Raw genomic sequence first — 25,574 nt, 5'->3', positions numbered from 1 at the left:
CGCACTACCTCGATCATTGCTGTGATGACTGCTCGGCGCCGCCATCGTAGTGCGAGTGCCCGCCCGGCCGCGCCGGACGACTAACCTTCAGGGTCGAAGCGGGCCGCCGATCCGGCGGCAGTCGACAGCAGGAGTGGAATTTCGTATGACGGTCCGTCCCATCACGGTCATCGGGCACAAGGCGTTGCATCAGCCGACCAAGAAGGTCCGCGAGATCACGCCCGAGATTCGCACGCTCGTCGCCGACATGTTCGACACACTCGACGCCGCCAACGGTGCCGGCCTCGCCGCGAACCAGGTCGGAGTGCGCCTGCGCATCTTCGTCTACGACTGCGCCGACGAGACCGAGGTCGAACAGCGCGGCGTCGTCATCAACCCGATCCTGGAGAAGGGTGTCGTGCCGCCCGGCGACCCCGATCCTGAAGGCGGCATCGAGGGCTGCCTGTCCGTGCCAGGTGAATACTTCCCGACCGCTCGCGCGTCGTGGGCACGGGTCACCGGCACCGATCTCGACGGCAACGAGGTCGTCGTCGAGGCCCACGGCGGCACCCTGGCACGGTGCCTGCAGCACGAGACCGATCATCTGGACGGCAAGCTGTATGTCGAGCGACTCACCCCGCGTTATCGCACCGCTGCCCGGGAGGCGATGAAGTCGCGCGGCTGGCAGGCGCAGCACATCACCAAGTGGAATCCAGAGACCCAGGAAGCCGAGAAGGTCTGATCCGCGGAGCGACCGCGACACCGCACGGCGACGGTCGGCTGCGGCATACCTGCCGTCTCGTAGGCTGACCGGCATGCGCGCCGAACCCATCGCACAACCGCACGCCTTCCACGCCGAAGGGCCGATCTGGTGGCCGGAATGGGCGATGCAGGGCCCTGGCGAGTTGAAGTACGTCGACATGATGAACGGCGACGTGCTGACCGTTCGCGGCGAAAACGTCGAGCGGGTGCACGTCGGCAAGGTGGCCGCGGCGCTGCGGCCGCGCGGCAAGGGTGGCGCGATCGTCGCCGTCGAGCGCGGTTTCGCACTGTCGGAACGCAATGACCTGTCGGATCTGCAGACGATGCAACCGATGTGGAGCGACGAGTCAGTGCGCTTCAACGACGGCGGCTGCGACCCGGCCGGCAACTTCTTCTGCGGCACGATGGCCTACGACCAGCACGAAGGCGGCGCGTCGATGTACCGCCTGACCACGGACGGCATGGCCACCCAGGTCTTCTCGAATGTCACCATCTCCAACGGCATCGGCTGGTCACCCGAGGGTGGGACGGCGTATTACAACGACACCCCGACCCGGATGATCCAGGCGTTCGACTGGTCGCCCGACGGCGGCCTGACCGACCCGCGCCCGTGGGTCACCCTCGGCGATGAGGTGGCCGGAAATCCGGACGGCCTCTGGGTCGACCAAGAGGGCGGCGTCTGGATTGCGCTGTATGGCGGTGGCTGTGTGCACCGCTACCTCGACGGAAAGCTGTCGGAGGTTGTCGAGGTGCCCGGCGTCAGCAATGTCACGGCGTGCACCTTCGGTGGTGACGACCTGCAGACGCTGTTCATCACGACCACTCGCGAGAACATCCCGGATGGCGAACAGCCTTTGGCCGGAGCAGTTTTCAGCGCCCGCCCTGGTGTCGGCGGGATGCCGGTCGCGCCGTTCGGAGCGTGAGCGTGAAGGTCGATTTCATGTCTGCGCCGATGCTCCGCTAAAGTATGTCGTCGTTGCCCGCGCAAGCGAGCGGCACGCACCCGTAGCTCAACGGATAGAGCATCTGACTACGGATCAGAAGGTTTGGGGTTCGAATCCCTACGGGTGCACTCTGTGTTGAGACAGAATACGAAAGCCTTCCACCCACGGGTGGGAGGCTTTCGTGGTTCTCGGTCCCGTGACGTGGGCGGCCGCGACCTCTTGGCCTGCAGCGGTCCACCCGACTACGCGCTCGGGCCCGGGGCGATCGGCGGCTTCCGGTATGCGGCGACGATCTGCACGTCGAGGTCGAAACCCACGGAGCGGTACAGCCGGCCCGCCGGATTCGTCGAACCGGTGACGATGACCCACTCGCGCGCGCCGCGCTCGTGCGCCCAGCGCGCCGCCACTCCGAGCAGATGCCCGGCAAGGCCCTGCTGTCGGAAAGCCTCCCGGGTCCCCACCGACTGATAGCGCGCTGTCCCGCCCAGATCGACGATGCCGAGGTCGGCGGCGAGTTCTCCGCCGCCGGCGAAGGCTCCGAAAAAGGCTGCACGGCCCGACTCCGACAGCGCCCGGCGCGACGCCATCTGAGCGCGCACGAATCGCTCGTGCTCGTGCTGGTCGAACTCCCCCGAGCGAGCGTTGTCGGCCAGCTCTGCGGCGACCTGCGCCTCCCAGCCGGCAGACGTCGTCAACTGCCGCACGGCATATCCTGCAGGCAGCGGGCGCTGCTCCGGCAGACGACGGGTGGCGAGCACGTCGTCGGTCGACACCTCCATGCCGTATGCCGCCCACGCGTCGCGCGCCGGCAACGCCGGCAGACCGAAAGCACGATGGGCAGCATGGGGAAAAGCCTTGTCGAACAACGAGATCCAGCGCGCTGCATCATCGACGTCGCCGCTGGTGATGTGCAGGTAGTTGCCCCAGTGGAAGTCCGGATTCTGTGGCGACCGGATCACCAGGTGATCGCCTCGATGCTCGATCGTCGAGCCCTGCAGTGCAAGGATCTGCAGATCCGTGCGCGGCCCCGCCGCGAGCGTGTGGACGACCGGCGGCAGCGATGTGGTCACCGCTGGAAATCTAGCTGACGGAGTCCTCCGGCATACGTGACGAACCATTCGAGCCGACGTAGCGTTGAAACCCATAACTCCACCCACGGTCGCCGACCAGGAGCCCGTGCGCAGTGGAGGTCATCCCGATGAACGGAGCCCAGCATGGCTGACAGCGAGCAGATCAAGAGGCAGGCGACCGAGGCGGCGAAGCAGGCGAAAGAGAAGGCCGGCCAGCTGGCGCACGACAACCAGGACAAGGTGTCGAGCACGATCGACAAGCTCGCGGGGCTGTTCAACGACAAGACGTCGGGCAAATACGCAGACAAGGTCGAGAAGGCGCAGGAGGCCGCCCACAAGAACGTCGACAAGCTGGCCCAACAACGCCCCGAGAAGGAGTGAGGTTAGCCTTATTTCATGGCCAAGACTCGAGTAGCGCGCAATGTCCACGTCCTCCGCAGTGAGCGACTCACGCGCGATCTGATCCGGGTCTTCGTCACGGGTGACGATCTGGCGACGCTGCCGGAGCTCACCCAGACCGACCATTACGTGAAGCTGCTGTTCCCGCCGCAGGGAGCCGACTACACCTGGCCGTTCGATCCCGAGCAGATCCGCGAGGACCACCCGCGGGAGCAGTGGCCGGTCACCCGCACCTACACGATCCGGTCGTTCGACCCGCAGACGCGCGAGCTCGCGATCGACTTCGTGGTGCACGGCGACAGCGGCCTGGCCGGGCCGTGGGCGGCAGCCGCCGAGCCGGGCGACCCCATCGCCTTCTTCGGTCCCGGTGGTGGCTGGGCTCCGGACCCGGCCGCCGACGTGCACCTGCTCGTGGGCGACGAGGCCGCCGCCCCGGCGATCGCGGCCGCCCTTGACGCCTTGCCGCTCGATGCCCGCACGGAGGTATTCGTCGAGGTCGCCGACTCCACCACGCACGTCCCGCTGCGCACCGGCCCCCATACCCACGTCACCTGGGTGCACCGGGACGAGCACGGCGGCACGTATGGCGAGCCGCTCGCCGCCGCGGTGCGCGCCGCCGGGCTGCCCGAAGGCGATGTGCGCGCGTTCGTGCACGGCAATGCTGCCCTCGTGAAGGACCTGCGCCGGTTCCTGTTCGTCGAGTGCGGCCTGCCGCGCGACCAGGTGTCGATCTCCGGCTACTGGCGCACCGACCAGACCGAGGACGCCTGGCAGGCCGGCAAGCGCGAGTTCGTGCAGCAGATGGAGTCCGACGAGGCACAGCTTCTCGCCCGGGCGTCCGACTGAGCGGTATGCCGTAGAACCATCGGACGCAGGCACCGCCCGGTCAGGAAGTCCTGATGGGTCCCCGTCATGCTTGAAAGCCCGCGCAGTGCGCGCTCCCCTCTGACGGCTTCGGTGATGGCGGCCGGGCCTCATGGTGCGGACGTCCTCCCGCTGGCCTCACCTGTCTCGCCGGTCCCATGCCGGTGGTCGAGATGTCGATCCGTTCCGTTTCGCGCGGCGATACTCGTAAGTAACGGTCATCTCGGCCAGCCGCCGCCGGTCGCCGGCCAGCCGCCGCCGGTCGCCGGCCAGCCGCCGCCGGTCGCCGGCCAGCCGCCGCCGGTCGCCGCCCAGCTGCCGCCACCGGTCAGCTGCCGACACACGTCAGCTCGACACAACACCGCCCGGCCAGAATCCTGACCGGGCGGTGTTGTGTCCGAGTCACGTCATCCGGTCGTCGAATCCGCGCGCCGTTCACCGAATGCGGTCTCCACGACATGTTTGGCGCCATCCATCGCCAGCACCGAGAGCCGGTCCCCCGCCTCGATGCGCTCGTCCGCGGCAGGGATCACGAACCCGCGACCGCGCATGATCGACAACACCACCACCTGCGTCGGCAGGCCCAACTCACGCAATCGTCGGCCGACGGCGGCGCTGTGCTGCGCGACCTGCACATCGACGACCTTGCCCTCGTGACCCACCGCGGCGATCTCGCGCACCGACCGCTGCATGGTCTGCTGCCAGCCACGCACGATCTCGGCAGCGGAGATGATCCCGGTGACCTTGGAGTGGTCGTCGAGCACGGTCAACCACCCACCGCTGGTGCCGGGGAGTGCATCCAGCGCCGCATCCAGCCCCGCGTCCCAGGGCAGTGTCATCGCCTGACCGTTCGCGATCCGCCCGACCGGCGCCGACATACGGGTCGGTTCGACGTCCGCCAGATCGCGCACCTGCACCGCTCCGAGGAATTCGCCACCGTCGTTGACAACCGGTGCTCCCGGGACGTGCGCCGTGCGCATCTGTTCGAGAGCGTCCTGTGCCGTGGTGGCCGCGGGGAGCACCACACGAGGTGGCTTCGCCAGCTCGCCCACCGGCAACACCTTGTCGGCCGGCAGACCGAACCCGAATCGGTGTGCGGGCGAGTCGGAGCGTCGCATCAGCTGGCTGCGGTAGATCGTCATCGATCCGACGACCAAGCAGGAGAACGCGATTGCGACCATCGACGGTGGCAGCACAGCAATGCTGCCGGTCATCTCGGCGACCATCAGGATCACCGAAATCTGCGCGTGCGCGATCGCACCGAAGCACGCCGCCATACCGACGATGACGAAGGATGTCTGCAGGTTGGCGCCGACCCCGAACGGGTGGATCGCTCGCCACAGCAGTGCCCCACTCGCACCTCCGATAACCATCCCCGGCCCGAAGATGCCGCCGGAGCCTCCGGACCCGATCGTCATACCGGTCGCGAGAATCTTGGCGAAGGGCAACGCGATCACCAGCCAGAGCGGCATCGTCAAGAAGACGGTGGTGATGATCTGACCCTGCAGGGCACCGTAACCCGTGCCGAGCGCACCGGGGACGGCCAAGCCGATGAAACCGACGAGCACACCAGCGATGGCGGGTTTCACCGCACGCGGCATCTTCATCCGGTTCCAGAAGTCGGTCAACCCATAGAACGACCAGGTGTAGAGCTTGCCGAAGAGACCAGCAACAATGCCGACGAGGGCGAAAAGCACCAACTGCCAAGGGTGTCCGGTGTTGACGTGCAGGTTGTTGCCAAAGACCGGGGTGAAGCCGCCGGTCGCGCTGCAGAAGATGCCGTAGCCGACGGCGGTCGCCACCACACTCGGGATCAGGGCGTCGATCTCGACGTCCTCGGTATAGAGCAACTCGACCCCGAGGAAGGCTCCGCCGAGCGGCGCCTTGAAGATTGCACCGATGCCGGAGGCGATTCCGGCTGCGACGCAGATGCGGGCGTCCTTCGGTGTCAGGTTGAGCACTCGCGCCATCACCGATCCGAAGCCGGCCGAGATCTGGGCGGTCGGGCCCTCGCGGCCACCGGAACCACCACTGGCGATCGTGACGATGCTGGCAACGAGTTTGACGATGATGACGCGCGGACGCACCGACTTCGGCCCGCTGTGCACGGCCTTGATCGCCGAATCGGTGCCGTGCCCCTCCGCCTCCGGTGCCCACGTGAAGACGATCAGGCCGGAGACGAGCCCGCCGGCGCCGACCAGCAACGGAATCGCCCACGGCCGACTGAACCCGCTGTGGTCGTGGTAGCCACCCTCGCCCGAGGTCGACGCGGGCTTGAACCCGCCGATATCGGTGAGCAGGAAGTGCGTGCCCCAGGTCAGGCCGTAATAGAACAGGATTGCCCCGAGACCGGCGACCACGCCGATGATCGCGCCCAGGATCAGCCATTTGCGCAGGTATGGCGCAGAACGCACTCCCGACAGGGTGCGCCTGGTCCAACCACGCAGCATCGCGGATTCGGCCTCTGCTGCGATCACTGATCCTCCATCTCAGGTTCGGGAGGCTCAATTATTGCACACTGCAATAGTTGCCGCTTCTCGATCTCAGCGGATCTTCAGTGACCTCCGAGAGAGGCCTGGAAGCTCTCGACGGTGGTGATGTACCCGGCGCGGTCGTACACACTCTTGGCCCCCGTGTTCGGGCCCCACACGTTCAGGTCGAGATATTCGTGCCCGCTGGTGCGGACCTCGCGCGCCCCAGCGGCGAGGATGGCTGTGGCATATCCGCGCCGACGGAATTGCTCGCCCACCTCGATGTCGTAGATGAAGCCGCGGTCCGCTTTCAGCGCCACCCACAGGATCCCGACCTCGTGTCCGCCGTCGTATGCCGACCACACCAGTTGTCCAGGTGTCTGGAGCCCTCCGGGCAGTAGCTGCTCGAAGGATTCGACGGCATTGGCATGGGCGGACTCTGCTGTTGCAAAAGCGCCGGCAGCAAGAATCTCGGCGGCGTAGTGCTCGACGCTGTGTTCGATGAACTCGCGGAACCGCGGCGGGGTCATCGGACGCAGGTCGACGTGGGCGACGGCCTCGATCGCGTCGTCGACGCGCGACTGCATGCCAGTCGCGATCAGCGTCGGATGACTTGTGTCAACCAGTGCCGCCATCACGTCGTCGCCACGAAACGCCGTGAACGACAACGCCTTCCAGCGGTCGGCGTAGGCAGACTGCAGCAGGCGCCATACGTGCGGCACCGCCGCTGGATCGATCCGCAGACTCATCAATCGCCCGGTGGATGGATCGTCATGCACCGCCGCGACCCAGACGGATCCGACGACATCGTTGTCGTCGCAGACCTGCCAGACCTCGTGGGCAGCGGCCAGGACACCGTCCACAACCGCCTGGTCCAGCAGTTGGCCGGCACGTGCCTCGGCGTCCTCGCGACCATATGTGTTCGCTGCCGTCTGCACGTTCACCAAGTGGTCATGCGTTGCGCTTCGCCAGGAGGCAAGCTCGTCAGTGGGAAGAGGCCGCAGCAGCATCGTCATACGGCTGGTATACCAGCGGTCAAGCGTGCGCCTGACGGGTCTCGCCGGTCATCGACTCCAGTTCGTGGCCGGCTGTCTCCGGGATCTTGCTACGGACGAAGAAGAACGAGATGACGGCGAAGGCCGCGTAGATGCCGTACATGTAGCCCAGACCGATCCGGTCGGACAGCCAGGGGAAGGACACCGACACCAGGAAGTTGCACAGCCAGTTGCTGACCGTGCCGATCGCCAGTGCGTAGGAACGCTGGGTGTTGGGGAACATCTCGCCGAGCAGCACCCACACGATCGGCCCCCACGTCGCGGCGAAGAAGATGACGAAGAGGTTCGCCCCGATGAGTGCGACGATGCCCCAGGCATGCGGGAGCGTCACGTCACCATGCACCTTGTGCGCGGTGAAGAAGGCAGCCGACGCCAGGCCGAGACCCACCGTCATACCGACCGATCCGACGAGCAGCAGCAGCCGGCGACCGAACCGGTCCACCCACAGGATCGCAACGAAGGTGAACGCGACGTTGATGACTGAGGTGATCACCGACGTCTTGAACGAGTCGCTCTCGGAGAAACCAACCGACTTCCAGAGCGTGGTCGAGTAATAGAAGATCGCGTTGATACCGACCAGTTGCTGCAGCCCGGCCAGGATGATTCCGACCCACACGAGTGGTCGCAGTCCCAGTCGCGGACCGGCGATGTCGGCGAAACTGGTGCGGTCCTCCTGGCCGATGGACTCGCGGATCTCACCGACCTTGGCCTCGGGGTCGCGCTCGCCCATGTCAGCAAGCACCAACTGCGCCTCGTGGGTGTCGCCGACGCGCACGAGATAGCGAGGCGACTCAGGCAGCACGAACGACAGCGCGCCGTACACCACCGCGGGCACGACACCGACGAGGAACATCCAGCGCCACGCGGTCATCCCCCACCACGCGGCTTTGGAAGCGTCACCGGCGGTGTTGGCGATGACCGCATCCGAGAGCAGTGCTGCGAAAATGCCGATGGTGATTGCCAACTGGTGCACCGAGGTGAGTGCACCGCGCATGCGAGCGGGTGCGATCTCGGAGATGTATGCCGGAGAGATCACCGACGCGACGCCGATGCCCATGCCGCCGATCACCCGCCAGAGCATCAGATCCCAGACGCTGAAGGCGAAGCACGCGCCGATCGATGACGCACCGAACATGACGGCTCCGACGAGCATCACCTTCTTGCGGCCGATGCGGTCGGCGAGTTGACCGGCATACCAAGCGCCCACAGCACAGCCGAGCAGTGCGATGGCGACCGTGAAGCCCTTCACGAAGGGGTTCAGCTCGAAGCCGCTGCCGATGGCGTCGACAGCTCCGTTGATGACCGCCGAGTCGAATCCGAACAAGAACGCACCAACGGCGGCCGACACGCTTGCGGCGATTACCTTGCCGTTGCTGTTGTTCGTTCTCGGCGTACCTCCAGCAGCATTCGCGGACATGTTGCATCCTCCCTAGACGCAGACCGAAGCAAGCTCAGCCCCCGAGGAGCCTGTTTCACCCTAGGTGCGCGCGCCGCTCGGTAGCGCTGGGCGTTCCTGGCAAAAACGTGACTCCCTCGCGAGATCAACTCGCGAGCCGCGCACGACCCCGCCGATGGACCCGCTTGACCCGCACCGATGGCCAAGTGCCGCACTCGACCGAGCTGTCCCCATCCCGATGTCATGAATAGTTGACACATCTCAGCAAGTCAGGATAACTTGACGCGTATGAACGACGATGTGGAACTGACAGAGGCAGCCGCCAGCACCGATCCGGCCCGAGGACTCGCCGCCGTGCGCGCACTACGTGCGCTCGCCGACCGGCTCGAAGACGTCCAGGTGGGCAACGCCCGCGAACAGGGCTGGAGCTGGCAAGCCATCGCCGACGTACTTCAGGTCAGTCGCCAGGCCGTTCATCAGAAGCACGCCCGATGAATGTCACCGGGCCAACGAATCTTCAAGGAGCACAACATGTTCAACCGATCTGACACAGAGATCAAGATCGCCTTCATGCAGGCGATGACCGAGCGGTCCGAACTCGGCCACGAGCAACTCGGACCCGACCACATCCTGCTGGGCCTGCTCACCAACGTGCGCGGCTCGGCCTTCAAGGTCCTGTCTCGCCATGGCATCACGTATGACGATGCCCGCGTGATCGTCGCCGACCGCCATCAGGACGACGAGGGAGCCACCGAGACACCGACCGACACGTCAAGCAACCTTGATGAAGACCGGGAGGCGTTACGCGCCATCGGCATCGATCTGGACAAGGTCCGGGCAGCAGTGCGCGAGACCTTCGGGCATGACCTCGCCGACGGGTGGGGCGAGCGCCGCGGCCCGTCGGGGCGCGGTCGAACTCGCGGCCGTGATCGAGACCGCGGCGAGCGCGGCGCCGGCGAGCGGGAACGAGGCGAGCGCGGCGGCCGTCGTCGCGGACCGCGCGACGAGGGCGATGACCGTCGTCACCGCGGACCGCACCACGAACACTGCCGCCACGACCACGGTGACGAACACCGTCATGACGAAGACGCCTCCGGCGGCCACCCCCGTGACGACCGGGGACATGACGGCCCCTGGCGTGGTGGTCCGCACCGTCGCGGCGCGGCCGAGGATCGCGAAAGCTTCGGGCCGGGCGCCGAATTCGGGCCGTTCGGGGAGTTTTTCGGCGGACCTCGCGGCCGAGGCAGCCGCGGACCGCAGAGCCGACGGTTCCGGGGCTTCGGCAATCTCACGCCGAGCCTTCGCCAGCTGCAGCGCGAACTCTTCGGCGGTCTGCGCGCGCAGGCGATAGCTGCACGCGAGGAAGGCCGTCGACCCACCGGACTGACGGCCGGCCACCTGCTGGCCGCGATCATCGATGTCGAGGATCCGGTGGTCGAAGCCGTTCTGGCGACCGCCGACGACCCCCAGGCAATGCGACGAGACATCGCCGAGCTTGCCGGGCAGCAGCCCACCACCTGACTGACCCGAGACTCGATGTTCGACGGTGGGGCGTCATGACCGCCCCACCGTCGGACATCGCGGCAAGCCCTCCGGGCATCTCCGGCCAACTGCATTAGCCTGCGAAGCGGATCGGCCCCACCGACGACTTGCCGACGGGGCATGTCGCGCCTGAAAGATGACCGATGCTCGGATTACCGGACACCATCACGACCTGCCTGTTCGATCTCGACGGTGTGCTGACCGACACCGCGAGCGTGCACCGCGCCGCATGGAAGAAAACCTTCGATGCTTACCTGAAAGCCAAAGATGGCAACGACTTTCAGGAGTTCACCGACAAGGACTACAACGACTTCGTCGACGGCAAACCACGCCAGGACGGCGTCCGCGACTTCTTGGAATCCCGCGACATACACCTGCCGGACGGCGACCCCGACGACCCGGCGGAGGCCGCCACCGTCTGGGGTCTCGGCAACCGCAAGAACGAGCAGGTGCAGCACGCGATCGAACACGACGGCGTCACGGTGTATGACGGCAGCCGTCGCTACCTGCAGGCCGCACAGGAGGCCGGTCTGCGTCGCTTCGTGGTGTCGTCCAGCGCCAACACCGAGAAGGTGCTCGAGGTGACCGGGCTGGCGACATACATCGAGGGACGGGTCGACGGCGTGACACTCACGCAGCAGCATCTGAAGGGAAAGCCGGCACCCGATTCGTTCCTCGCCGGTGCACGGCTTGCGGGAGTGTCGCCAAGCCAGGCCGTCGTCTTCGAAGACGCGACCTCCGGGGTCGCCGCAGGACGTGCCGGCCACTTCGGCTACGTCGTGGGCGTCGACCGAGTGGACCACGCAAAGGACCTCATGGATCACGGCGCCGACATCGTTGTGCGCGATCTGGCCGACCTTCTCGCACCACGAAAGTCCAACGATGGCAATGCATGACACCAAGAGCGAGTTCGTTGTCGAACCGTGGCAGGTCCGCGAGATCGGGATGCATCCCGGCAACCTCGCCCAGTCCGAATCGGTCTTCGCCCTGGCCAACGGTCACATCGGCATCCGCGGGAATCTCGACGAGGGCGACCCCAGCGGTCTGCCCGGCACCTACCTCAACTCCTTTTTCGAGCAGCGTCCACTGCCGTATGCCGAGGCCGGTTACGGCTATCCGGAGGAAGGCCAGACCGTCGTCAACGTGACCAACGGCAAGCTGATCCGGCTGCTGGTCGACGACCAGCCGCTGGATCTGCGATACGGCGTGGTCCGCCATCACGAGCGCACTCTCGACATGCGCACCGGACTGCTGCACCGCGAGTTGGTCTGGGAGACCACGTCCGGTCGGCAGGTGCGCGTGCGCTCGACCCGGTTGGTGTCCTTCACCCAGCGCGCGATCCTCGCGATCGACTACTCGGTCGAGGCGATCGACCACCCGGTGCGCATCGTGATCCAGTCCGAACTCGTTGCGAATGAAGAACTTCCGGTCACGTCCAAGGACCCCCGCGTTGCTGCCGCGCTGAAGGATCCGCTCGTGGCCGAGGAGCATGCCGCCAGCAACAGCAGAGCCCTGCTGATCCACCGCACACGAGCGAGCGGGCTGCGGATGGCAGCGGCCTGCGACCACGTGCTGCACCGCTCCGACGTCGACAGCCACACGTACGTCGAGCCGGACTGGTCACGCACGACGATCGGCACCCAGCTCAAGCCTGGCGAGTCTGTCGGTTTCACCAAATTCGTTGCGTACGGCTGGAGTTCACGGCGCACGCTGCCTGCGCTGCGCGACCAGGTCGACGCCGCGCTGTCGTCGGCGCTGCACACCGGTTGGGACGCCATCGTCGAGGAACAGCGCACGTATGTCGACGAGTTCTGGGACGGTGCCGACGTCGAGGTCGACGGCGATCCGGTCGTGCAGCAGGCGGTCCGGTTCGGACTCTGGCACGTGCTGCAGGCCGGCGCCCGCGCCGAGGGGCGCGCCATACCTGCCAAGGGGCTGACCGGCCCCGGGTATGACGGGCACGCGTTCTGGGACAGCGAGATGTATGTCCTGCCGGTGCTGACCTCCACCGCGCCGAACGCCGCACGTGATGCGCTTCGCTGGCGGCAGTCGATCGCCACTCTCGCCGCCGAGCGTGCAAAAACCTTGAAGCGTAAAGGGATCGCGTTCCCGTGGCGGACCATCGCCGGCCAGGAGTGCTCGGCGTACTGGCCGGCCGGGTCCGCCGCCTTCCACATCAACGCCGACATCGCGGTGGCCGCGGCGCGATACGTCTTCTGGACAGCCGACGACGAGTTCGACCGGACCACGGCGCTACCGCTGCTGGTCGAGACGGCACGCCTGTGGGCCGACCTGGGCTACCACGGCGACGACGGGCACTTCCACATCGACGGCGTGACCGGGCCCGATGAGTACAGCGCGATCGCCGACGACAACGTCTACACGAACCTCATGGCTGCCCGGAACCTCCGATATGCCGCCGATGCCACCGAACGCTGGCCCGATGCGGCGGCGAAACTGCACGTCACCGAAGCCGAGGTCGCCGACTGGCGGGCCGCCTGCGAGACGATGGCGGTGCCCTTCGACGACAGACGCAACGTGCATCAGCAGGACTGCGGCTACACCGACCACGACGTGTGGGACTTCGTCGAGACCAACACCTCCGATTCCTACCCGCTGTTGTTGCACTACCCGTATTTCGACATCTACCGCAAGCAGGTCGTCAAGCAGGCCGACCTGATCCTGGCGATGCATTGGTGCGGCGACGAATTCACCCCGGAGCAGAAAGCACGCGCCTTCGAGTACTACGAGGCGATCACCTGCCGCGACTCGTCGTTGTCCGCCTGCACCCAGGCGGTGCTCGCGGCCGAAGTCGGGCACGTCGAGCTCGCGCACGACTACCTCACCGAGGCCGCACTGATGGATCTGCGCGATCTCGAGCACAACACCAAGGACGGTGTCCACGTCGCCTCACTCGCGGGCGCGTGGCTGGCACTGGTGTGCGGGCTCGGCGGAATGCGCGACCACCACGGGCAGCTGAGCTTCGCCCCGGCGCTGCCGAAGGGCATCAGTCGCCTGGCGTTCAACCTGCGGTGGCGCGAGTGCAAGATCCGGATCGACGTCACGCACGAACGCACGACCTACCAGTTGGAGGACGGGAGCGACTCCTACATCGAACTCAAGCACCATGGTGAGCAGTTCGTGCTGCACGTCGACAAGGGCGTCTCGTTCCCGGCCCACACCCCGCAACCCCTGACTCCCCGGCCAAAGCCGCCGGTCGGACGCGCTCCGATCAAGGCCGGCTCACTGGACTGAACCCGACGCGCGCAAACTGGTGCATGAGGTCAGCAATGACCGAGTGCTGATGTGCGCGTACCTGCCGGCCACGTGCCGAGCGTTCGTTGAGCGCGCTCGCGCACACTGCACGACATCGACATACACGCTGTCGGTGGCCGGTGGGTCGCCGACCATCTCAGGAGGCAGACCGGGTGAGTCAGTTGTTGCAGGGGAAGGTCGCAGTCGTCACCGGCGGCGCGAACGGCATCGGACACGCGATCGCGCAGACCTTCGTCGCCCATGGCGCCAAGGTCGTGATCGCCGACCTCGACACCGCGGCCGCCCAGCAGACCGCGGCCGAGCTCGACGGCGAGGCGATCGGAATCGGCTGTGACGTCACGTCGTTGGATCAGGTCGAGACTGCATGTGAGAGGGCGGTTGCGACATACGGCTCGCTGGATGTCTTCGTCAACAACGCAGGCATCACCCGCGACGCGACCATGCGGAACATGACCGAGGACGACTTCGACCTCGTGATGCAGGTGCACCTGCGCGGCACGTGGAACGGCACGCGTTCGGCCGCAGCGATCATGCGCGAGCAGGGCCACGGCTCCATCGTCAACGTGTCGTCGATATCTGGCAAGGTCGGCTTCATCGGCCAGACCAACTACTCGGCCGCCAAGGCCGGCATCGTCGGCCTCACCAAGGCCGCGGCCAAGGAGGTCGCCTTCAAGGGCGTGCGGGTCAATGCCGTGCAGCCCGGCCTGATCCGCACCGCGATGACCGAGGCGATGCCGCAGAAGGCCTGGGACCAGAAGATGGCCGAGATCCCGATGGGTCGCGCAGGTGAGCCGGGCGAGGTCGCGTCCGTGGTGCTCTTCCTCGCCAGCGAGATGTCGTCATACATGACGGGGACCGTCCTTGAGATCACCGGCGGACGGTTGATGTGAGCCGAACGAATCAGGAGGCAGCAGCATGACCGGATCCGAGAAAACCCGCGTCGAGCACGACTCGATGGGTGAGGTGCGCGTGCCGGCAGAGGCGAAGTGGCGCGCACAGACCCAGCGCGCGGTCGAGAACTTCCCGATCTCGGGGCGACCCATCGACCCCGCACTCATCGCTGCGCTCGCGCTGATCAAGGGCGCCTCCGCCCGGGAGCGCGCCGAACGCGGCGACCTTGACCAGGCGAAGGCGGAGGCCATCTCGGCCGCAGCCGCATCAGTCGCCGACGGGTCGTGGAACGGGGAGTTCCCCATCGACGTCTTCCAGACCGGCAGTGGCACCTCGTCGAACATGAACGCCAACGAGGTGATCGCCACCCTCGCCCAGGATGCGTCGGGTGAACCGGTTCATCCCAACGACGACGTCAACGATCCGTTTTCCTCCAATGACCAGTTCCCGGCTGCGATCCACATCGCTGCTGTGCAATCGGTCACCCGCGACCTGATCCCGGCGCTGACTCATCTGGCAAAAGCGTTGTCCGACAAGCAGGTCGGGTTCTCCGAGGTGGTGAAATCCGGACGCACCCACCTCATGGACGCCACGCCGGTCACCCTCGGCCAGGAGTTCGGTGGGTATGCCGCGCAGGTCCGCTTCGGCGTCGACCGGCTGGAGTCGGTGCTGCCCAGAGTCGGCTCGCTGCCGCTGGGCGGCACTGCTGTCGGCACCGGCATCAATGCACCGGCCGGCCTGGCTGCCGCGGTGATCGCGCGACTCGCCGACGAGCTCGGACTGCCGCTGACCGAGGCGACGAATCACTTCGAGGCGCAAGGCGCGCGTGACTCGCTCGTGGAACTGTCGGGTGTACTGCGGACGTTGGCGGTCGGGCTGACCAAGATCGCCAACGACATCCGCTGGATGGGGTCCGGCCCGCGCACGGGGCTGACGGAGATCTTCTTACCCGATCTGCAGCCAGGTAGTTCGATCATGCCTGGAAAGGTCAATCCCGTTTTGGCAGAAGCTGTGTGCCAGGTCTGCGCTCAAGTTGTCGGCAATGACGCAGCCGTGGCGTGGGGTGGCGCTGCCGGCAATTTCGAGCTCAACGTGATGTTGCCGGTGATCGCGCGCAACCTGCTGGAGTCGATCGCCCTGCTGTCGAAGGTCTCGGTGCTCTTCGCCGATCGGTGCGTTTCGGGCATCACCGCCGACGTCGACCGCTGCCGCGAGTTCGCCGAATCTTCCCCCTCGATCGTCACACCGCTCAACCATTACGTCGGGTATGACGAAGCCGCTGCCATCGCCAAGCAATCCTTGAAGGAACGCAAGACGATCCGGGAGGTCGTCATACAGCGCGGTCACGTGCCCGACCGGATCAGCGAGGCCGACCTCGATCGTGTCCTCGATGTGTTGTCGATGACTCGCCCCGCCAGCGACTGAACTCTTGCCGGCTACACCTGTTCAGACGGCGCCGCCGCTCAAGAGCGAACGCACCGCTAGTGCCTCAATCCTCGCGAACGAGATCTGCTGATCACCAGCAGATTGGACGGGATTTCTGGTGCCGTGTCTCCGGGACGTCCGGACACTCGATCGTCCGTACGCCCCGGGGTCGCGGCGTGTTCATCAGGTCCTACCGGCGGCTCAGCGGCCGGTGCCGTTGACGAAGCGACCGGTGCCGTTCACGCCACGACCGGTGCCGTTGACGTCGCGACCGGTGCCATTCACGAAACGACCAGTGCCGTTGACGAAGCGGCCAGTGCCGTTCACATCCCGGCCGGTGCCGTTGACGAAGCGACCGGTGCCGTTGACGCCGGCGAAGACAGTGTTCTGGTTGGTGCGCATGATGTTCTCCCTGTGTGAGTGTGTTTGAGTAGTCAACCGCAAAATCTTGACAACTGTCAGGATGCCCTATGTGGGCCCGTCAGCGGCCAGTACCGTTCACAAATCGACCGGTGCCGTTCACGCCACGACCGGTGCCGTTGACGTCGCGACCGGTGCCATTCACGAAACGACCAGTGCCGTTGACGAAGCGGCCAGTGCCGTTCACATCCCGGCCGGTGCCGTTGACGAAGCGACCGGTGCCGTTGACGCCTGCGAAGACAGTGTTCTGGTTGGTGCGCATGATGTTCTCCCTGTGTGAGTGCGTTTGAGTAGTCAACCGCAAAATCTTGACAACTGTCAGAATGCCCTATGTGGGCCCGTCAGCGGCCAGTACCGTTCACAAATCGACCGGTGCCGTTCACGCCACGACCGGTGCCGTTGGCATCGCGACCGGTGCCATTCACGAAACGACCAGTGCCGTTCACGAAGCGGCCAGTGCCGTTCACATCCCGGCCGGTGCCGTTGACGAAGCGACCGGTGCCGTTGACGCCGGCGAAGACAGTGTTCTGGTTGGTGCGCATGATGTTCTCCTTGTGTGTTTTAAGTGATCGAAAGCCCCGACCCCCGACAGTCCTGAGGGCTTTCAGTGCCCAGGATATGAAGAAAATTCGACACTCGTCAGTAAGCTTTGAAGATCATGAGTGACGATTCCGAGTTGACCCCCGAGCCGACCAGGGACGTCCTGCGCGTCATGGCCAACCCGTTCCGAGCTCGCGCGTACGACGCTTTGCTCATCTTCGGCGACATGACAGCCAGGAAACTCGCCACTTTGACGAGCATCAGCGAAGCCAGCTTGAACCTTCACATGCGCGAGTTGCAAAGGATCTCTTTTGTCGCCCCGCTAAATCCGGATGCGCCTGTGCGCCAACGGATTTGGCACGCGGTGCCCGGTGGTGTGCGGCTCGGCGAACTGAGCGAGACCGAGGACTACACGCCCGAAGCCCGCGCGTGGCTGCGCTCGACCCTGCAGGCCGAGAGCCAGGTGCTGCAGGAATGGATCGATCGCGCCCGTGAGTGGCCCACCGAGTGGCGCCGGGCCGTCGAACGCTACGACTACGTGATGACCGCGCTCACCGTCGAACAACTGACCCAGTTGTCCGCAGATCTGAACGCCGTCGGCCAGAAATGGTTGTCCATCTCCAAACAGCAGGACGCCGAAGGCCGTGAGGACACCCGCGCGGCCTTCGTCGTAACGCACGCAGTGCCTTACCCCGTCGCCTTCGACGACGCGGCTTCATGACGTCCTCGAACGGTGAGTGGTCAGTTCCTCAGGTCGTTCGGCAAGGCACCTATCGGTGGTTCACGCTCGCTTACTTTCTGGACGAGCTGTGCAACGCCGTCTGGCTGGTGACGCTGGGGTGGATCATCGCCGGCACCCACTCCGACTGGGCCTCAGCCGGGATTCTGCTGGCAACGGGAGTGCCACTCGCGTTCGTTCTCATCCTGTGTAGCAACTGGGTCGATCGGCATACATCGCGCAAGGTCGCCTTGATCACCCTGGCCCTGCGGGCCGTGGTGATGATCGCCTGGATCGTCGTGGTTCACACAGGAGCCGCACCGTTCGCCACGGTCGCTGCCATCGGGGCGCTCATCGGTGTGATCTCCGGGGTCCACGAGCCGGCCATGACGACCTACCCCATCGCGTTGCTACCGGCCGACGGCCAGGCCTCGGCTGTCGTCGTCGAGCGCGGAACGCAGCGGTTGTCGCAGGCGGTCGGTGGCATCGTGGCGGGTTATCTGCTGGGCCAGGGCGGCATTTCAGCCCCCGCGGTCGCCGGTGCCGTCGCTGTAGTCGTCGCACTGGGGATCTTGTTCCAGCTCAGTCACATCGCGACGCCGCAGACCGATGCATCCAACCTCGCCACCCACGCCGCATCGTCCGATTCCACGACCTCCGAAGCGCTGCCAGATCCGGCACCCGCAGTCTCTGCTGTCGCAAGCTCGTCCGACGCGGCGCCGGTCCGGCGGATCAAGGGCGGCTTCGACTTCGTCCGCGCGCATCCGGTGCTGTCGCGCACGCTCTTCGTCCAGGCAGCGATCACCGTCGCGATGGCGGTGGTTCTGCTCGTCACGCTGCCCTTCCGCGCCCGGCAGGACGGCTGGAGCGGACAGCAGTACGGCGCAACGATCACGGCATTCGGCATCGGTATGACGATCGCGACACTGGTGGGCTTCGCACTTCAGTCGCGCCCCGAACGCACCCGGCTGGTGCTGGCCTGCGCGATGGCCACCGTCAGCGGACTGTGCGTTGTGACGCTGGGCGTCGTGTCGAACTGGACGACAGATCTCGTCGTCATGGCTGCGCTCGGACTGAGCCTCGGACCGGCCGGACCGTTCCTCAGCGGCTACCTGCGGTCCGTGACCGCCAAGGCGGACGACGAGGGCGGAGAAGCCATCAGCGGACGGGTCACGGCCGTGATGATTCTGGCGACCGACGCGCTCGAACCGCTCGGATTCGTCGTCGGCATCGCATTGGCAGCCTTTTGTCCGGTCGCCGTGCCCACCGTGCTCATGGGCGGCGCGTGCACGCTAGTCGCGCTCTGGGCCCTCGGTCATGTCGTCCACGCGCCGCTGCAACGCCCAGTGGGAACTGAGCGCGCGGTATAGCGACCCGTCGTCGTCCGGCTCACAGAACCATCGCACGTCGGTGCCCAGGACCTTGCCCAGTCCCGCGAGCGTGGCGGTGGTCGGATTCTTGATCGTTCCGTTGAACAACTTGTAGATCGACTTCTCGCCTGTCTCCACGCCGATGGCGCGTAGACCGTCACGAACCTGAGCTGCGTTCATCCGCGCTTCATCGGCTGCGAGCAGAAGGCGCTCGGTGAAGTCAGGAACGCGGAGCGGCTCAACGTCACTCATGCTAGTACCTTATCAGATACTCAAATTTACCAAACAATTACTTCATCGGGGAGAAAACCTTGCCGAACCCGTGGTCTACTAAAGCCGTCCGAGTTCACAAGTATCACTTCGGATACATGGGGAGGAGTTCGGCAAGCAGTAGCTGACGGTGAGGGTCGCGTGTCCCCAACCGACAGCTCGTGCCGAAAGAGTTGCGGCGGAGGAGTTTCTGTTCTCCTCCGCCGCAACCATCCTCCGAGTCATCGCATAGCAACAGCCCCCGCAGCGGCCCAGCCGTCGTTGTGCGGCCGGGCACAGGTGACGCCGCCCACCGCCCGGACTCAGGGATTCGCCGCCAGGAAGATGAATGCGGCAAGCAACACCAGATGTATGCCGCCTTGGAGTCGCGTCGCGCGACCGGGCACCACCGTCAGGACCCCCACAACGGCGGTGATGGCGAGGAGAACCAGCTGGGTCGGCCCCAGCCCGAGGTGCAGGTCGGTCGGCAGCCAGATCGACGCGAGTGCGATCGCCGGGATGGTCAGGCCGATGGACGCCATCGCCGATCCGAGACCGAGGTTCAGGCTGATCTGCACCCGGTCACGTCGTGCGGCTTTCACTGCGGCGAGGGTCTCGGGCAACAGCACCAACAGCGCGATGATGACACCGACGAAAGCGTGCGGCAGGCCGAGGGATTCGACGCCCTTCTCGATCGGCTTGGACTCGACCTTCGCCAGTGCGACAACGGCGACCAACGAGATCAGCAGCAACACCAACGCCAACGTGGCCTCGCGCCCGGACGGAGGCATGGCGTGCTCTCCGTCGTCCTCCTGGGTGAGCGGGTCGTCCGCGCTCGCAGCTGCCTGCTCCACGCCCTCCTGGCCACTATTCGCCCTCGCCAGGGGCCGGTAGTCGGCCCGGTCGACCGGCAGAAAAAAGTCTCGGTGGCGAACCGTCTGCGTGACCACGAACAAGCCGTACAGGCACAACGACGCGATCGCCGCGAACGTCAACTGCGATCCGGAGTACTCCGGCCCGGAGACGCTCGAGGTGAACGACGGCAGCACGAGGCACACAGCGGCCAGCGTGATCACGCAGGCCAGGGCAGCTCCCGTGCCCTCGGCGTTGAAGGTGACGGTGTGATGCCGCATCGCGCCGACGAACAACGAGATGCCGACGATGCCGTTGCACGTGATCATCACAGCGGCGAACACCGTGTCCCGTGCAAGCGTGGATGCCTCGGAACCACCAGAGACCATCAGCGTCACGATGAGTGCGACCTCGATGACGGTCACCGCGACAGCGAGCACCAACGATCCGAGCGGCTCGCCCACACGGTGCGCCACGACCTCGGCGTGGTGCACCGCAGCGAGCACCGCAGCGGCGAGGAGCACCGCGACGATGACGATCCAGATCGTCCCGAGACTGCGCCCCCACGTGAACGGAAGCGGTACGAGTGCCACGATCGGCGCGATCGTGGTCCACCTGGTCCAGGTGGACTGTGCCGAATCCGGTGTGCTCATCACGTCATTCTTCCTGTTCACGGTCACGGCCGGTCACCGCGGGAGGGCTCAACTTCGTCATACAGCTCGGACAGTCGGGCCGACGCGAGGCCGCGCCGTGCGGTTCGCGCCCGCACTCCTGACGGTCGCCGACCGGGCCTGCACGTCTCGGCCTGTTCGGTTTTGTCGCCCGGATCGGCGCCACGGCGCCTCACCTCAACAACTGTCACCACCAAACGCACAAACCCCACAGTTTGTGTGACTTGGATCACAATTCCGATCCGGCCGCAGCACTGGGGGACTGTGTGGCACGGCGTACGTTCGCAAGCAGTCGCCCGCCATACAGCGCTCGACACGCCTTTTCCGCGCCCGCGTTCCGGGCCACACCTTCAGGACGGATCCACCCGATGACCACAGACACACCCGCCGCAACCGCCACTGGTGGCACAACTCACGCCGCACTCGCCGCCTGGGTCGACGAGGTCGCCGCCCTGACGACGCCCGACCGCGTCCAGTGGATCACCGGATCGCCGCAGGAGTGGACCGAGGTCACCGACAAGCTCGTCGCCGCGGGCACGTTCACCAGGCTCAACGAGCAGACCCACCCGAACAGTTTCTACGCCGCGTCCGACCCCACCGACGTCGCACGCGTGGAGGACCGCACGTTCATCTGCTCGGTCGACGAGAAGGACTGCGGGCCGACCAACAACTGGATGGCGCCGGACGAGATGAAGGCCATCATGACCGACCTCTACCGAGGCTGCATGACCGGACGCACGATGTACGTCATACCGTTCGTGATGGGGCACCTGAACGCCGAAAAGCCGATGTTCGGCGTCGAGATCACCGACAGCGAGTATGTCGTCGCGTCGATGCGTGTGATGGCCCGTTGCGGCTCGAAGGTGCTCGACCGCATCGAGGAGCTCGGCGAGTCCGCGCGCTACGTGCCGGCGTTGCACTCGCTGGGCGCGCCGCTGCAGCCGGGTGAGAAGGACGTCGCCTGGCCGTGCAACCAGACGAAGTACATCGTGCAGTTCCCCGAAGAGCGCACGATCTGGTCGTACGGCTCGGGATACGGCGGCAATGCGCTGCTCGGCAAGAAGTGCTACTCGCTGCGCATCGCCTCGGCGATGGCCCGTGACGAGGGCTGGCTGGCCGAGCACATGCTCATCCTCAAGCTCATCTCGCCCGAGCAGCAGACCTACTACGTCGCGGCCGCCTTCCCCAGCGCCTGCGGCAAGACCAATCTGGCGATGCTCGAGCCGACCATCCCCGGCTGGCGGGTCGAAACGCTGGGTGACGACATCGCCTGGATGCGCTTCGGCGACGACGGCCGGCTGTATGCGGTCAATCCCGAGTTCGGCTTGTTCGGAGTCGCGCCCGGCACCAACGAGAAGACCAACCCCAACGCCATCCGCACTCTCGCCAAGGGCAACTCGGTGTACACCAATGTCGCACTCACCGACGACGGCGGCGTCTGGTGGGAGGGCCTGGAGAACGAGCCGCAACACGCGACGTCCTGGAAGGGCGAGGACTGGACGCCTGACTCCGGCGAGCTGTCGTCGCACCCGAATTCGCGCTACTGCACCCCGATCGACCAGTGCCCGATCCTGGCCGACGAGTATGACGATCCGCGTGGTGTGCCGATCTCGGCGATCCTGTTCGGTGGTCGCCGCAAGACCACCGTGCCACTCGTCACCGAGGCCCGCGACTGGGTGCACGGCACGTTCATGGGCGCCACGTTGTCCTCCGAGACGACTGCTGCGGCGGTCGGTCAGGTTGGCGTCGTGCGCCGCGACCCCATGGCGATGCTGCCGTTCATCGGTTACAACGCCGGCGACTACTTCGGGCACTGGATCAACGTCGGCAAGGACGCCGACGCCAGCAAGCTGCCCAAGATCTTCTACGTCAACTGGTTCCGTCGCGACGAGGACGGCGGGTTCCTGTGGCCGGGCTTCGGCGAGAACTCCCGCGTGCTGAAGTGGGTCATCGAGCGCATCGAGGGCAAGGCCGCTGCCGTCGAGACACCGATCGGCCACGTCCCCACTCCCGAGTCGCTCGACATCGACGGTCTCGACATGACGCCCGAGCAGGTCGAGGCCGCCCTGCGCGTCGACCCGCAGGAATGGCGCGCCGAGATCCCGCAGATCGAAGAATGGTTCGCCAAGTTCGGCGACGCCCTGCCGACGCAGTTGCAGGTCGAGCTGGATGGGTTGAAAGCTCGCCTCGGCGACTAGATCGTTCGCCTTGCCGGGCCCGGGAACGCCGCAGCGGCGCCCCGGGCCCGGTGCCACGCCGTCGGCCAAAGCCCGTCGGGGCCAATGCCATTCGGGGCCGGCGGTACCGCGTGCAGTGCCGTTCCGGGGCAGCCGACACCACCAGCCAGCACGTCCGGCGCGTAGCGTGGCGACATGGTCCCGACATACGTGCTCAACGACTCGAACACTCTGCCCGCCGTCGGATTCGGAACGTACCCGTTGCGCGGCGAGGACGGCATCGTCGCCATCACCAGTGCGATTCAAGCCGGTTACCGGCTGCTCGACACGGCGGTGAACTACGAGAACGAAACCGAGGTCGGTGAGGCGTTGCGCCGTTCCGGCGTGCCGCGGGACGACGTGCAGATCCAGTCCAAGATCCCCGGGCGTGACCACGGGTATGACGAGGCACTGGCGTCGATCCGCGGGTCGCTCGATCGGCTCGGCCTGGAGTATCTGGATGTTCAGCTGATCCATTGGCCGAACCCGAGTGTGGACCGCTTCGTCGAGACCTGGCGTGCATTGGTCACCGCCCGAAACGACGGGCTGGTCCGCTCGATCGGTGTCTCGAACTTCACGGACGAATTCCTGCGACGCATCATTGACGACAGCGGTGTGACGCCGACGGTCAACCAGATCGAGCTGCACCCGTATTTCCCACAGGAGGAGATGCGAAAAGTTCATGCGGAGCTGGGGATTCAGACACAAGCGTGGAGCCCGATGGGCAAGCGGCAGGCTCCCTTCGACGAACCGCCGGTCGCTGAGGCTGCGCGTGCTCACGGCGTCACGCCGGGACAGGTGATCCTGCGGTGGCATCACCAGCTCGGGTCGTTGCCACTGCCGAAGTCGGCGACCCCCGAACGCCAGAGCGCTAATCTCGACATCTTTGAATTTGAGCTGACTGCAACGGAGTTGAAGGCCATCACCGCTCTCGGCCGACCCGACGGGCGGCTGTTCGGTGGCGACCCGCTGACCCACGAGGAGATGTGAGCGGGTGCATTTCTACCGGCCCTCGGAAGGCCATCGGCTGCCGCACGATCCGTTCAACTCGATCATCGCGCCGCGGCCGATCGGGTGGATCGGCAGCCACGACGCAAACGGTCGACGAAACCTCGCGCCATACTCGTTCTTCACGGCGCTGAACTACCGGCCTCCGCTCATCGGCTTCTCCAGCAACGGCTGGAAGGGCAGCGTGGCCAACTGCGAGGCCACCGGCGAGTTCACCTGGAATCTCGTCACCCGCGGTCTCGCGGAACAGATGAATGCGACGTCGACGACGGCCGACGTCGATGAGTTCGAGGCGTCCGGGCTCGAGGAGGCGGCATCGCAGGTCGTCGGCGCGCCGCGGGTTGCGGCGTCGCCGGTGAACTTCGAGTGCCGGGTGGCGCAGATCGTGCAACTCACCGATGTCGCGGGAGACGCTGTCGGATCCTGGTTCGTCGTCGGTGAGGTCGTCGGGGTGCACATCGATGAATCTCTTCTGGTGGAAGGCATATTCGATACCGCAGCGGCCGACCCCGCCATGCGGGCCGGAGGGCCCACGGCATACTTCGGGATCTCGGCCGACCAGCGTTTCGACCTCACCCGACCGAAGTAGCCAACTCCTCGCGTTAGTCCTTGAGTCGGTGTCCGCTTCGCTGGGCCCGCACGAGCGACAGACCACTTCAGTTTTCAACGACACGTGATCACGTGACCACGAGGGCGCACCGACACCCTCATGTGCTCGGTGACATCGGGGCCGACCTGGGGTCCACCTACCTACCAGCACGGGGACGCAGCCTCTCCAACACCAGCATCCCGCTTGGCGTGATCGTCCTACAACGAAAAAGCTCGGACACCCGAGCACAGCGCTCCACGTGTGCGCGCGTTGTATCACCGCGTCGACGACGGCCGGAAGGCCTGACTCGCCACCGTGTGGATAACTCGCTCTCGCAGTTCACGCTGTGGATAGCAGTGCTCGAAAATACCTGAAAACAAATGGCATTCGTGCTCCTCGCCTCTTGTATTTGACTCGAACGTTTGTTCTAATAGACGTAGTCGCACACCAAGGAAAGGAGACCGGACATGACCATCGACCACGTCCCGTCATTGCCGGAAACTCCCCTGCCAGCGTCAGCCGCGGATGCCGCACCAGCAGCCCCAGGTACGGCTGGTGATCTTCTCGCGTCAGCGCAAGCGTTCCTGCAGTCGCTGGATGCGTGGCCGGCGGCGATGCACCACCTCGGCGATGCCGATCTGAGCGCGCTGGCGGCGGTGATGCTGCACCTGAGCCGCCGCGCCGAGACCATCACGGCAGTCGCCACCATCGACGCAGCCGAGCGGGGCACGATCGCCCAATCGACTGCTGCGTCGATCACACACTAGGTCCGTGCACTCACCCCGGCATCAATCGTCACCAAGCCCGCGCGATCGCCGAACTCGCCGGCGCCGCACGGGACAACCGCAACAGTGCGATCACCACAGC

The 25,574-nt window shown here is 65.8% G+C and carries 26 protein-coding genes and 1 tRNA gene; 17 read left to right on the top strand and 10 right to left on the bottom strand.

The window, feature by feature from the left end; genetic code table 11:
• Positions 1–145: 145 nt before the first annotated feature.
• The 3 genes from def to BKA23_RS00995 all read left to right on the top strand — a co-directional run bounded on the left by def (position 146) and on the right by BKA23_RS00995 (position 1,813).
• Positions 146–721 (top strand): peptide deformylase, encoded by a 576-nt coding sequence (gene def / locus BKA23_RS01005; protein ID WP_145224707.1) that lies wholly within the window; start codon positions 146–148, stop codon positions 719–721.
• 73 nt (positions 722–794) lie between these two features.
• On the top strand, positions 795–1,664 hold the full coding sequence (locus BKA23_RS01000; RefSeq protein WP_145224704.1) for an SMP-30/gluconolactonase/LRE family protein: 870 nt from the start codon (positions 795–797) through the stop codon (positions 1,662–1,664).
• Positions 1,665–1,740: 76 nt separating this feature from the next.
• A tRNA-Arg gene (locus BKA23_RS00995) sits at positions 1,741–1,813 on the top strand.
• 114 nt (positions 1,814–1,927) lie between these two features.
• On the opposite strand, the gene BKA23_RS00990 is transcribed toward BKA23_RS00995, so the two are convergent.
• The gene (locus tag BKA23_RS00990) at positions 1,928–2,755 is read right to left on the bottom strand and encodes a GNAT family N-acetyltransferase (protein WP_170226315.1); all 828 of its coding nucleotides are present in this window, start codon (positions 2,753–2,755) and stop codon (positions 1,928–1,930) included.
• 144 nt (positions 2,756–2,899) lie between these two features.
• Between BKA23_RS00990 and BKA23_RS00985 the strand changes: the two genes are divergently transcribed.
• Positions 2,900–3,136, top strand: coding sequence for an antitoxin (locus BKA23_RS00985; protein ID WP_145224700.1), 237 nt, complete (start codon positions 2,900–2,902; stop codon positions 3,134–3,136).
• 15 nt (positions 3,137–3,151) lie between these two features.
• Positions 3,152–4,000 carry a siderophore-interacting protein gene (locus BKA23_RS00980; RefSeq protein ID WP_145224698.1) on the top strand — a complete coding sequence of 283 codons (849 nt, stop codon included), beginning with the start codon at positions 3,152–3,154 and terminating at the stop codon, positions 3,998–4,000.
• 236 nt (positions 4,001–4,236) lie between these two features.
• Here the strand turns inward: BKA23_RS00980 and BKA23_RS18065 are convergent, their stop codons facing one another.
• The 4 genes from BKA23_RS18065 to BKA23_RS00960 all read right to left on the bottom strand — a co-directional run bounded on the left by BKA23_RS18065 (position 4,237) and on the right by BKA23_RS00960 (position 8,961).
• The gene (locus BKA23_RS18065) at positions 4,237–4,362 is read right to left on the bottom strand and encodes a hypothetical protein (RefSeq protein WP_281287517.1); all 126 of its coding nucleotides are present in this window, start codon (positions 4,360–4,362) and stop codon (positions 4,237–4,239) included.
• Between the two features lie 63 nt (positions 4,363–4,425).
• Positions 4,426–6,495, bottom strand: coding sequence for a chloride channel protein (locus tag BKA23_RS00970; protein ID WP_145224694.1), 2,070 nt, complete (start codon positions 6,493–6,495; stop codon positions 4,426–4,428).
• A gap of 77 nt (positions 6,496–6,572) precedes the next feature.
• Positions 6,573–7,505 carry a GNAT family N-acetyltransferase gene (locus BKA23_RS00965; protein WP_145224692.1) on the bottom strand — a complete coding sequence of 311 codons (933 nt, stop codon included), beginning with the start codon at positions 7,503–7,505 and terminating at the stop codon, positions 6,573–6,575.
• 19 nt (positions 7,506–7,524) lie between these two features.
• The gene (locus tag BKA23_RS00960) at positions 7,525–8,961 is read right to left on the bottom strand and encodes a sugar porter family MFS transporter (RefSeq protein ID WP_145224691.1); all 1,437 of its coding nucleotides are present in this window, start codon (positions 8,959–8,961) and stop codon (positions 7,525–7,527) included.
• A 267-nt stretch (positions 8,962–9,228) separates the two neighbouring features.
• On the opposite strand from BKA23_RS00960, the gene BKA23_RS00955 reads away from it, so the two are divergent.
• The 6 genes from BKA23_RS00955 (at position 9,229) to BKA23_RS00930 (ending at position 16,074) form a co-directional block, all read left to right on the top strand.
• Positions 9,229–9,435 (top strand): helix-turn-helix domain-containing protein, encoded by a 207-nt coding sequence (locus BKA23_RS00955; RefSeq protein WP_145224689.1) that lies wholly within the window; start codon positions 9,229–9,231, stop codon positions 9,433–9,435.
• A gap of 36 nt (positions 9,436–9,471) precedes the next feature.
• Positions 9,472–10,461 (top strand): Clp protease N-terminal domain-containing protein, encoded by a 990-nt coding sequence (locus tag BKA23_RS00950; protein WP_170226314.1) that lies wholly within the window; start codon positions 9,472–9,474, stop codon positions 10,459–10,461.
• 164 nt (positions 10,462–10,625) lie between these two features.
• A complete protein-coding gene (locus BKA23_RS00945; protein WP_145224685.1) occupies positions 10,626–11,378 on the top strand; it encodes a beta-phosphoglucomutase family hydrolase in 753 nt (250 codons plus the stop codon).
• Complete coding sequence (locus BKA23_RS00940) at positions 11,365–13,737, top strand: glycoside hydrolase family 65 protein (RefSeq protein WP_211841555.1); 2,373 nt, start codon at positions 11,365–11,367, stop codon at positions 13,735–13,737. The genes BKA23_RS00945 and BKA23_RS00940 overlap by 14 nt, the downstream gene beginning before the upstream one ends.
• A gap of 173 nt (positions 13,738–13,910) precedes the next feature.
• On the top strand, positions 13,911–14,648 hold the full coding sequence (fabG, locus tag BKA23_RS00935; protein ID WP_145224683.1) for a 3-oxoacyl-ACP reductase FabG: 738 nt from the start codon (positions 13,911–13,913) through the stop codon (positions 14,646–14,648).
• Positions 14,649–14,673: 25 nt separating this feature from the next.
• The gene (locus BKA23_RS00930; RefSeq protein ID WP_145224681.1) at positions 14,674–16,074 is read left to right on the top strand and encodes a class II fumarate hydratase; all 1,401 of its coding nucleotides are present in this window, start codon (positions 14,674–14,676) and stop codon (positions 16,072–16,074) included.
• 201 nt (positions 16,075–16,275) lie between these two features.
• On the opposite strand, the gene BKA23_RS00925 is transcribed toward BKA23_RS00930, so the two are convergent.
• The 3 genes from BKA23_RS00925 to BKA23_RS00915 all read right to left on the bottom strand — a co-directional run bounded on the left by BKA23_RS00925 (position 16,276) and on the right by BKA23_RS00915 (position 17,036).
• A complete protein-coding gene (locus BKA23_RS00925) occupies positions 16,276–16,476 on the bottom strand; it encodes a hypothetical protein (protein WP_145224679.1) in 201 nt (66 codons plus the stop codon).
• A 79-nt stretch (positions 16,477–16,555) separates the two neighbouring features.
• Positions 16,556–16,756 carry a hypothetical protein gene (locus BKA23_RS00920; RefSeq protein ID WP_145224679.1) on the bottom strand — a complete coding sequence of 67 codons (201 nt, stop codon included), beginning with the start codon at positions 16,754–16,756 and terminating at the stop codon, positions 16,556–16,558.
• 79 nt (positions 16,757–16,835) lie between these two features.
• Complete coding sequence (locus BKA23_RS00915; protein ID WP_145224677.1) at positions 16,836–17,036, bottom strand: hypothetical protein; 201 nt, start codon at positions 17,034–17,036, stop codon at positions 16,836–16,838.
• Between the two features lie 116 nt (positions 17,037–17,152).
• Here BKA23_RS00915 and BKA23_RS00910 point away from each other — a divergent pair, with 116 nt between their 5' ends.
• Positions 17,153–17,755 carry a winged helix-turn-helix domain-containing protein gene (locus tag BKA23_RS00910; protein ID WP_145224675.1) on the top strand — a complete coding sequence of 201 codons (603 nt, stop codon included), beginning with the start codon at positions 17,153–17,155 and terminating at the stop codon, positions 17,753–17,755.
• On the top strand, positions 17,752–19,122 hold the full coding sequence (locus BKA23_RS00905; protein ID WP_145224673.1) for an MFS transporter: 1,371 nt from the start codon (positions 17,752–17,754) through the stop codon (positions 19,120–19,122). Before BKA23_RS00910 ends, BKA23_RS00905 begins: the two co-directional genes overlap by 4 nt.
• Here the strand turns inward: BKA23_RS00905 and BKA23_RS00900 are convergent.
• Both BKA23_RS00900 and BKA23_RS00895 read right to left on the bottom strand, forming a co-directional pair.
• The gene (locus tag BKA23_RS00900) at positions 19,045–19,374 is read right to left on the bottom strand and encodes a hypothetical protein (RefSeq protein ID WP_145224671.1); all 330 of its coding nucleotides are present in this window, start codon (positions 19,372–19,374) and stop codon (positions 19,045–19,047) included. The two genes, BKA23_RS00905 and BKA23_RS00900, sit on opposite strands and share 78 nt — an antisense overlap.
• Positions 19,375–19,694: 320 nt before the next feature.
• Positions 19,695–20,876 carry a calcium:cation antiporter gene (locus BKA23_RS00895; protein WP_145224669.1) on the bottom strand — a complete coding sequence of 394 codons (1,182 nt, stop codon included), beginning with the start codon at positions 20,874–20,876 and terminating at the stop codon, positions 19,695–19,697.
• 386 nt (positions 20,877–21,262) lie between these two features.
• Between BKA23_RS00895 and BKA23_RS00890 the strand changes: the two genes are divergently transcribed.
• The 4 genes from BKA23_RS00890 to BKA23_RS00875 all read left to right on the top strand — a co-directional run bounded on the left by BKA23_RS00890 (position 21,263) and on the right by BKA23_RS00875 (position 25,474).
• Positions 21,263–23,092, top strand: a complete 1,830-nt coding sequence (locus BKA23_RS00890; protein WP_145224667.1) for a phosphoenolpyruvate carboxykinase (GTP) — start codon at positions 21,263–21,265, stop codon at positions 23,090–23,092.
• Positions 23,093–23,266: 174 nt separating this feature from the next.
• A complete protein-coding gene (locus tag BKA23_RS00885; protein ID WP_145224665.1) occupies positions 23,267–24,100 on the top strand; it encodes an aldo/keto reductase in 834 nt (277 codons plus the stop codon).
• Positions 24,101–24,104: 4 nt separating this feature from the next.
• Positions 24,105–24,707, top strand: coding sequence for a flavin reductase family protein (locus BKA23_RS00880; protein WP_145224663.1), 603 nt, complete (start codon positions 24,105–24,107; stop codon positions 24,705–24,707).
• 467 nt (positions 24,708–25,174) lie between these two features.
• Entirely contained in the window at positions 25,175–25,474 is a 300-nt protein-coding gene (locus tag BKA23_RS00875; RefSeq protein ID WP_145224661.1) for a hypothetical protein, read from the top strand.
• The last annotated feature ends 100 nt before the right edge of the window (positions 25,475–25,574 follow it).

It is taken from the genome of Rudaeicoccus suwonensis (assembly GCF_007829035.1).
GTDB lineage: Bacteria > Actinomycetota > Actinomycetes > Actinomycetales > Dermatophilaceae > Rudaeicoccus > Rudaeicoccus suwonensis.
Note: the sequence above shows the minus strand (reverse complement) of the source record. Positions and strands in the feature narration are given on the sequence as shown.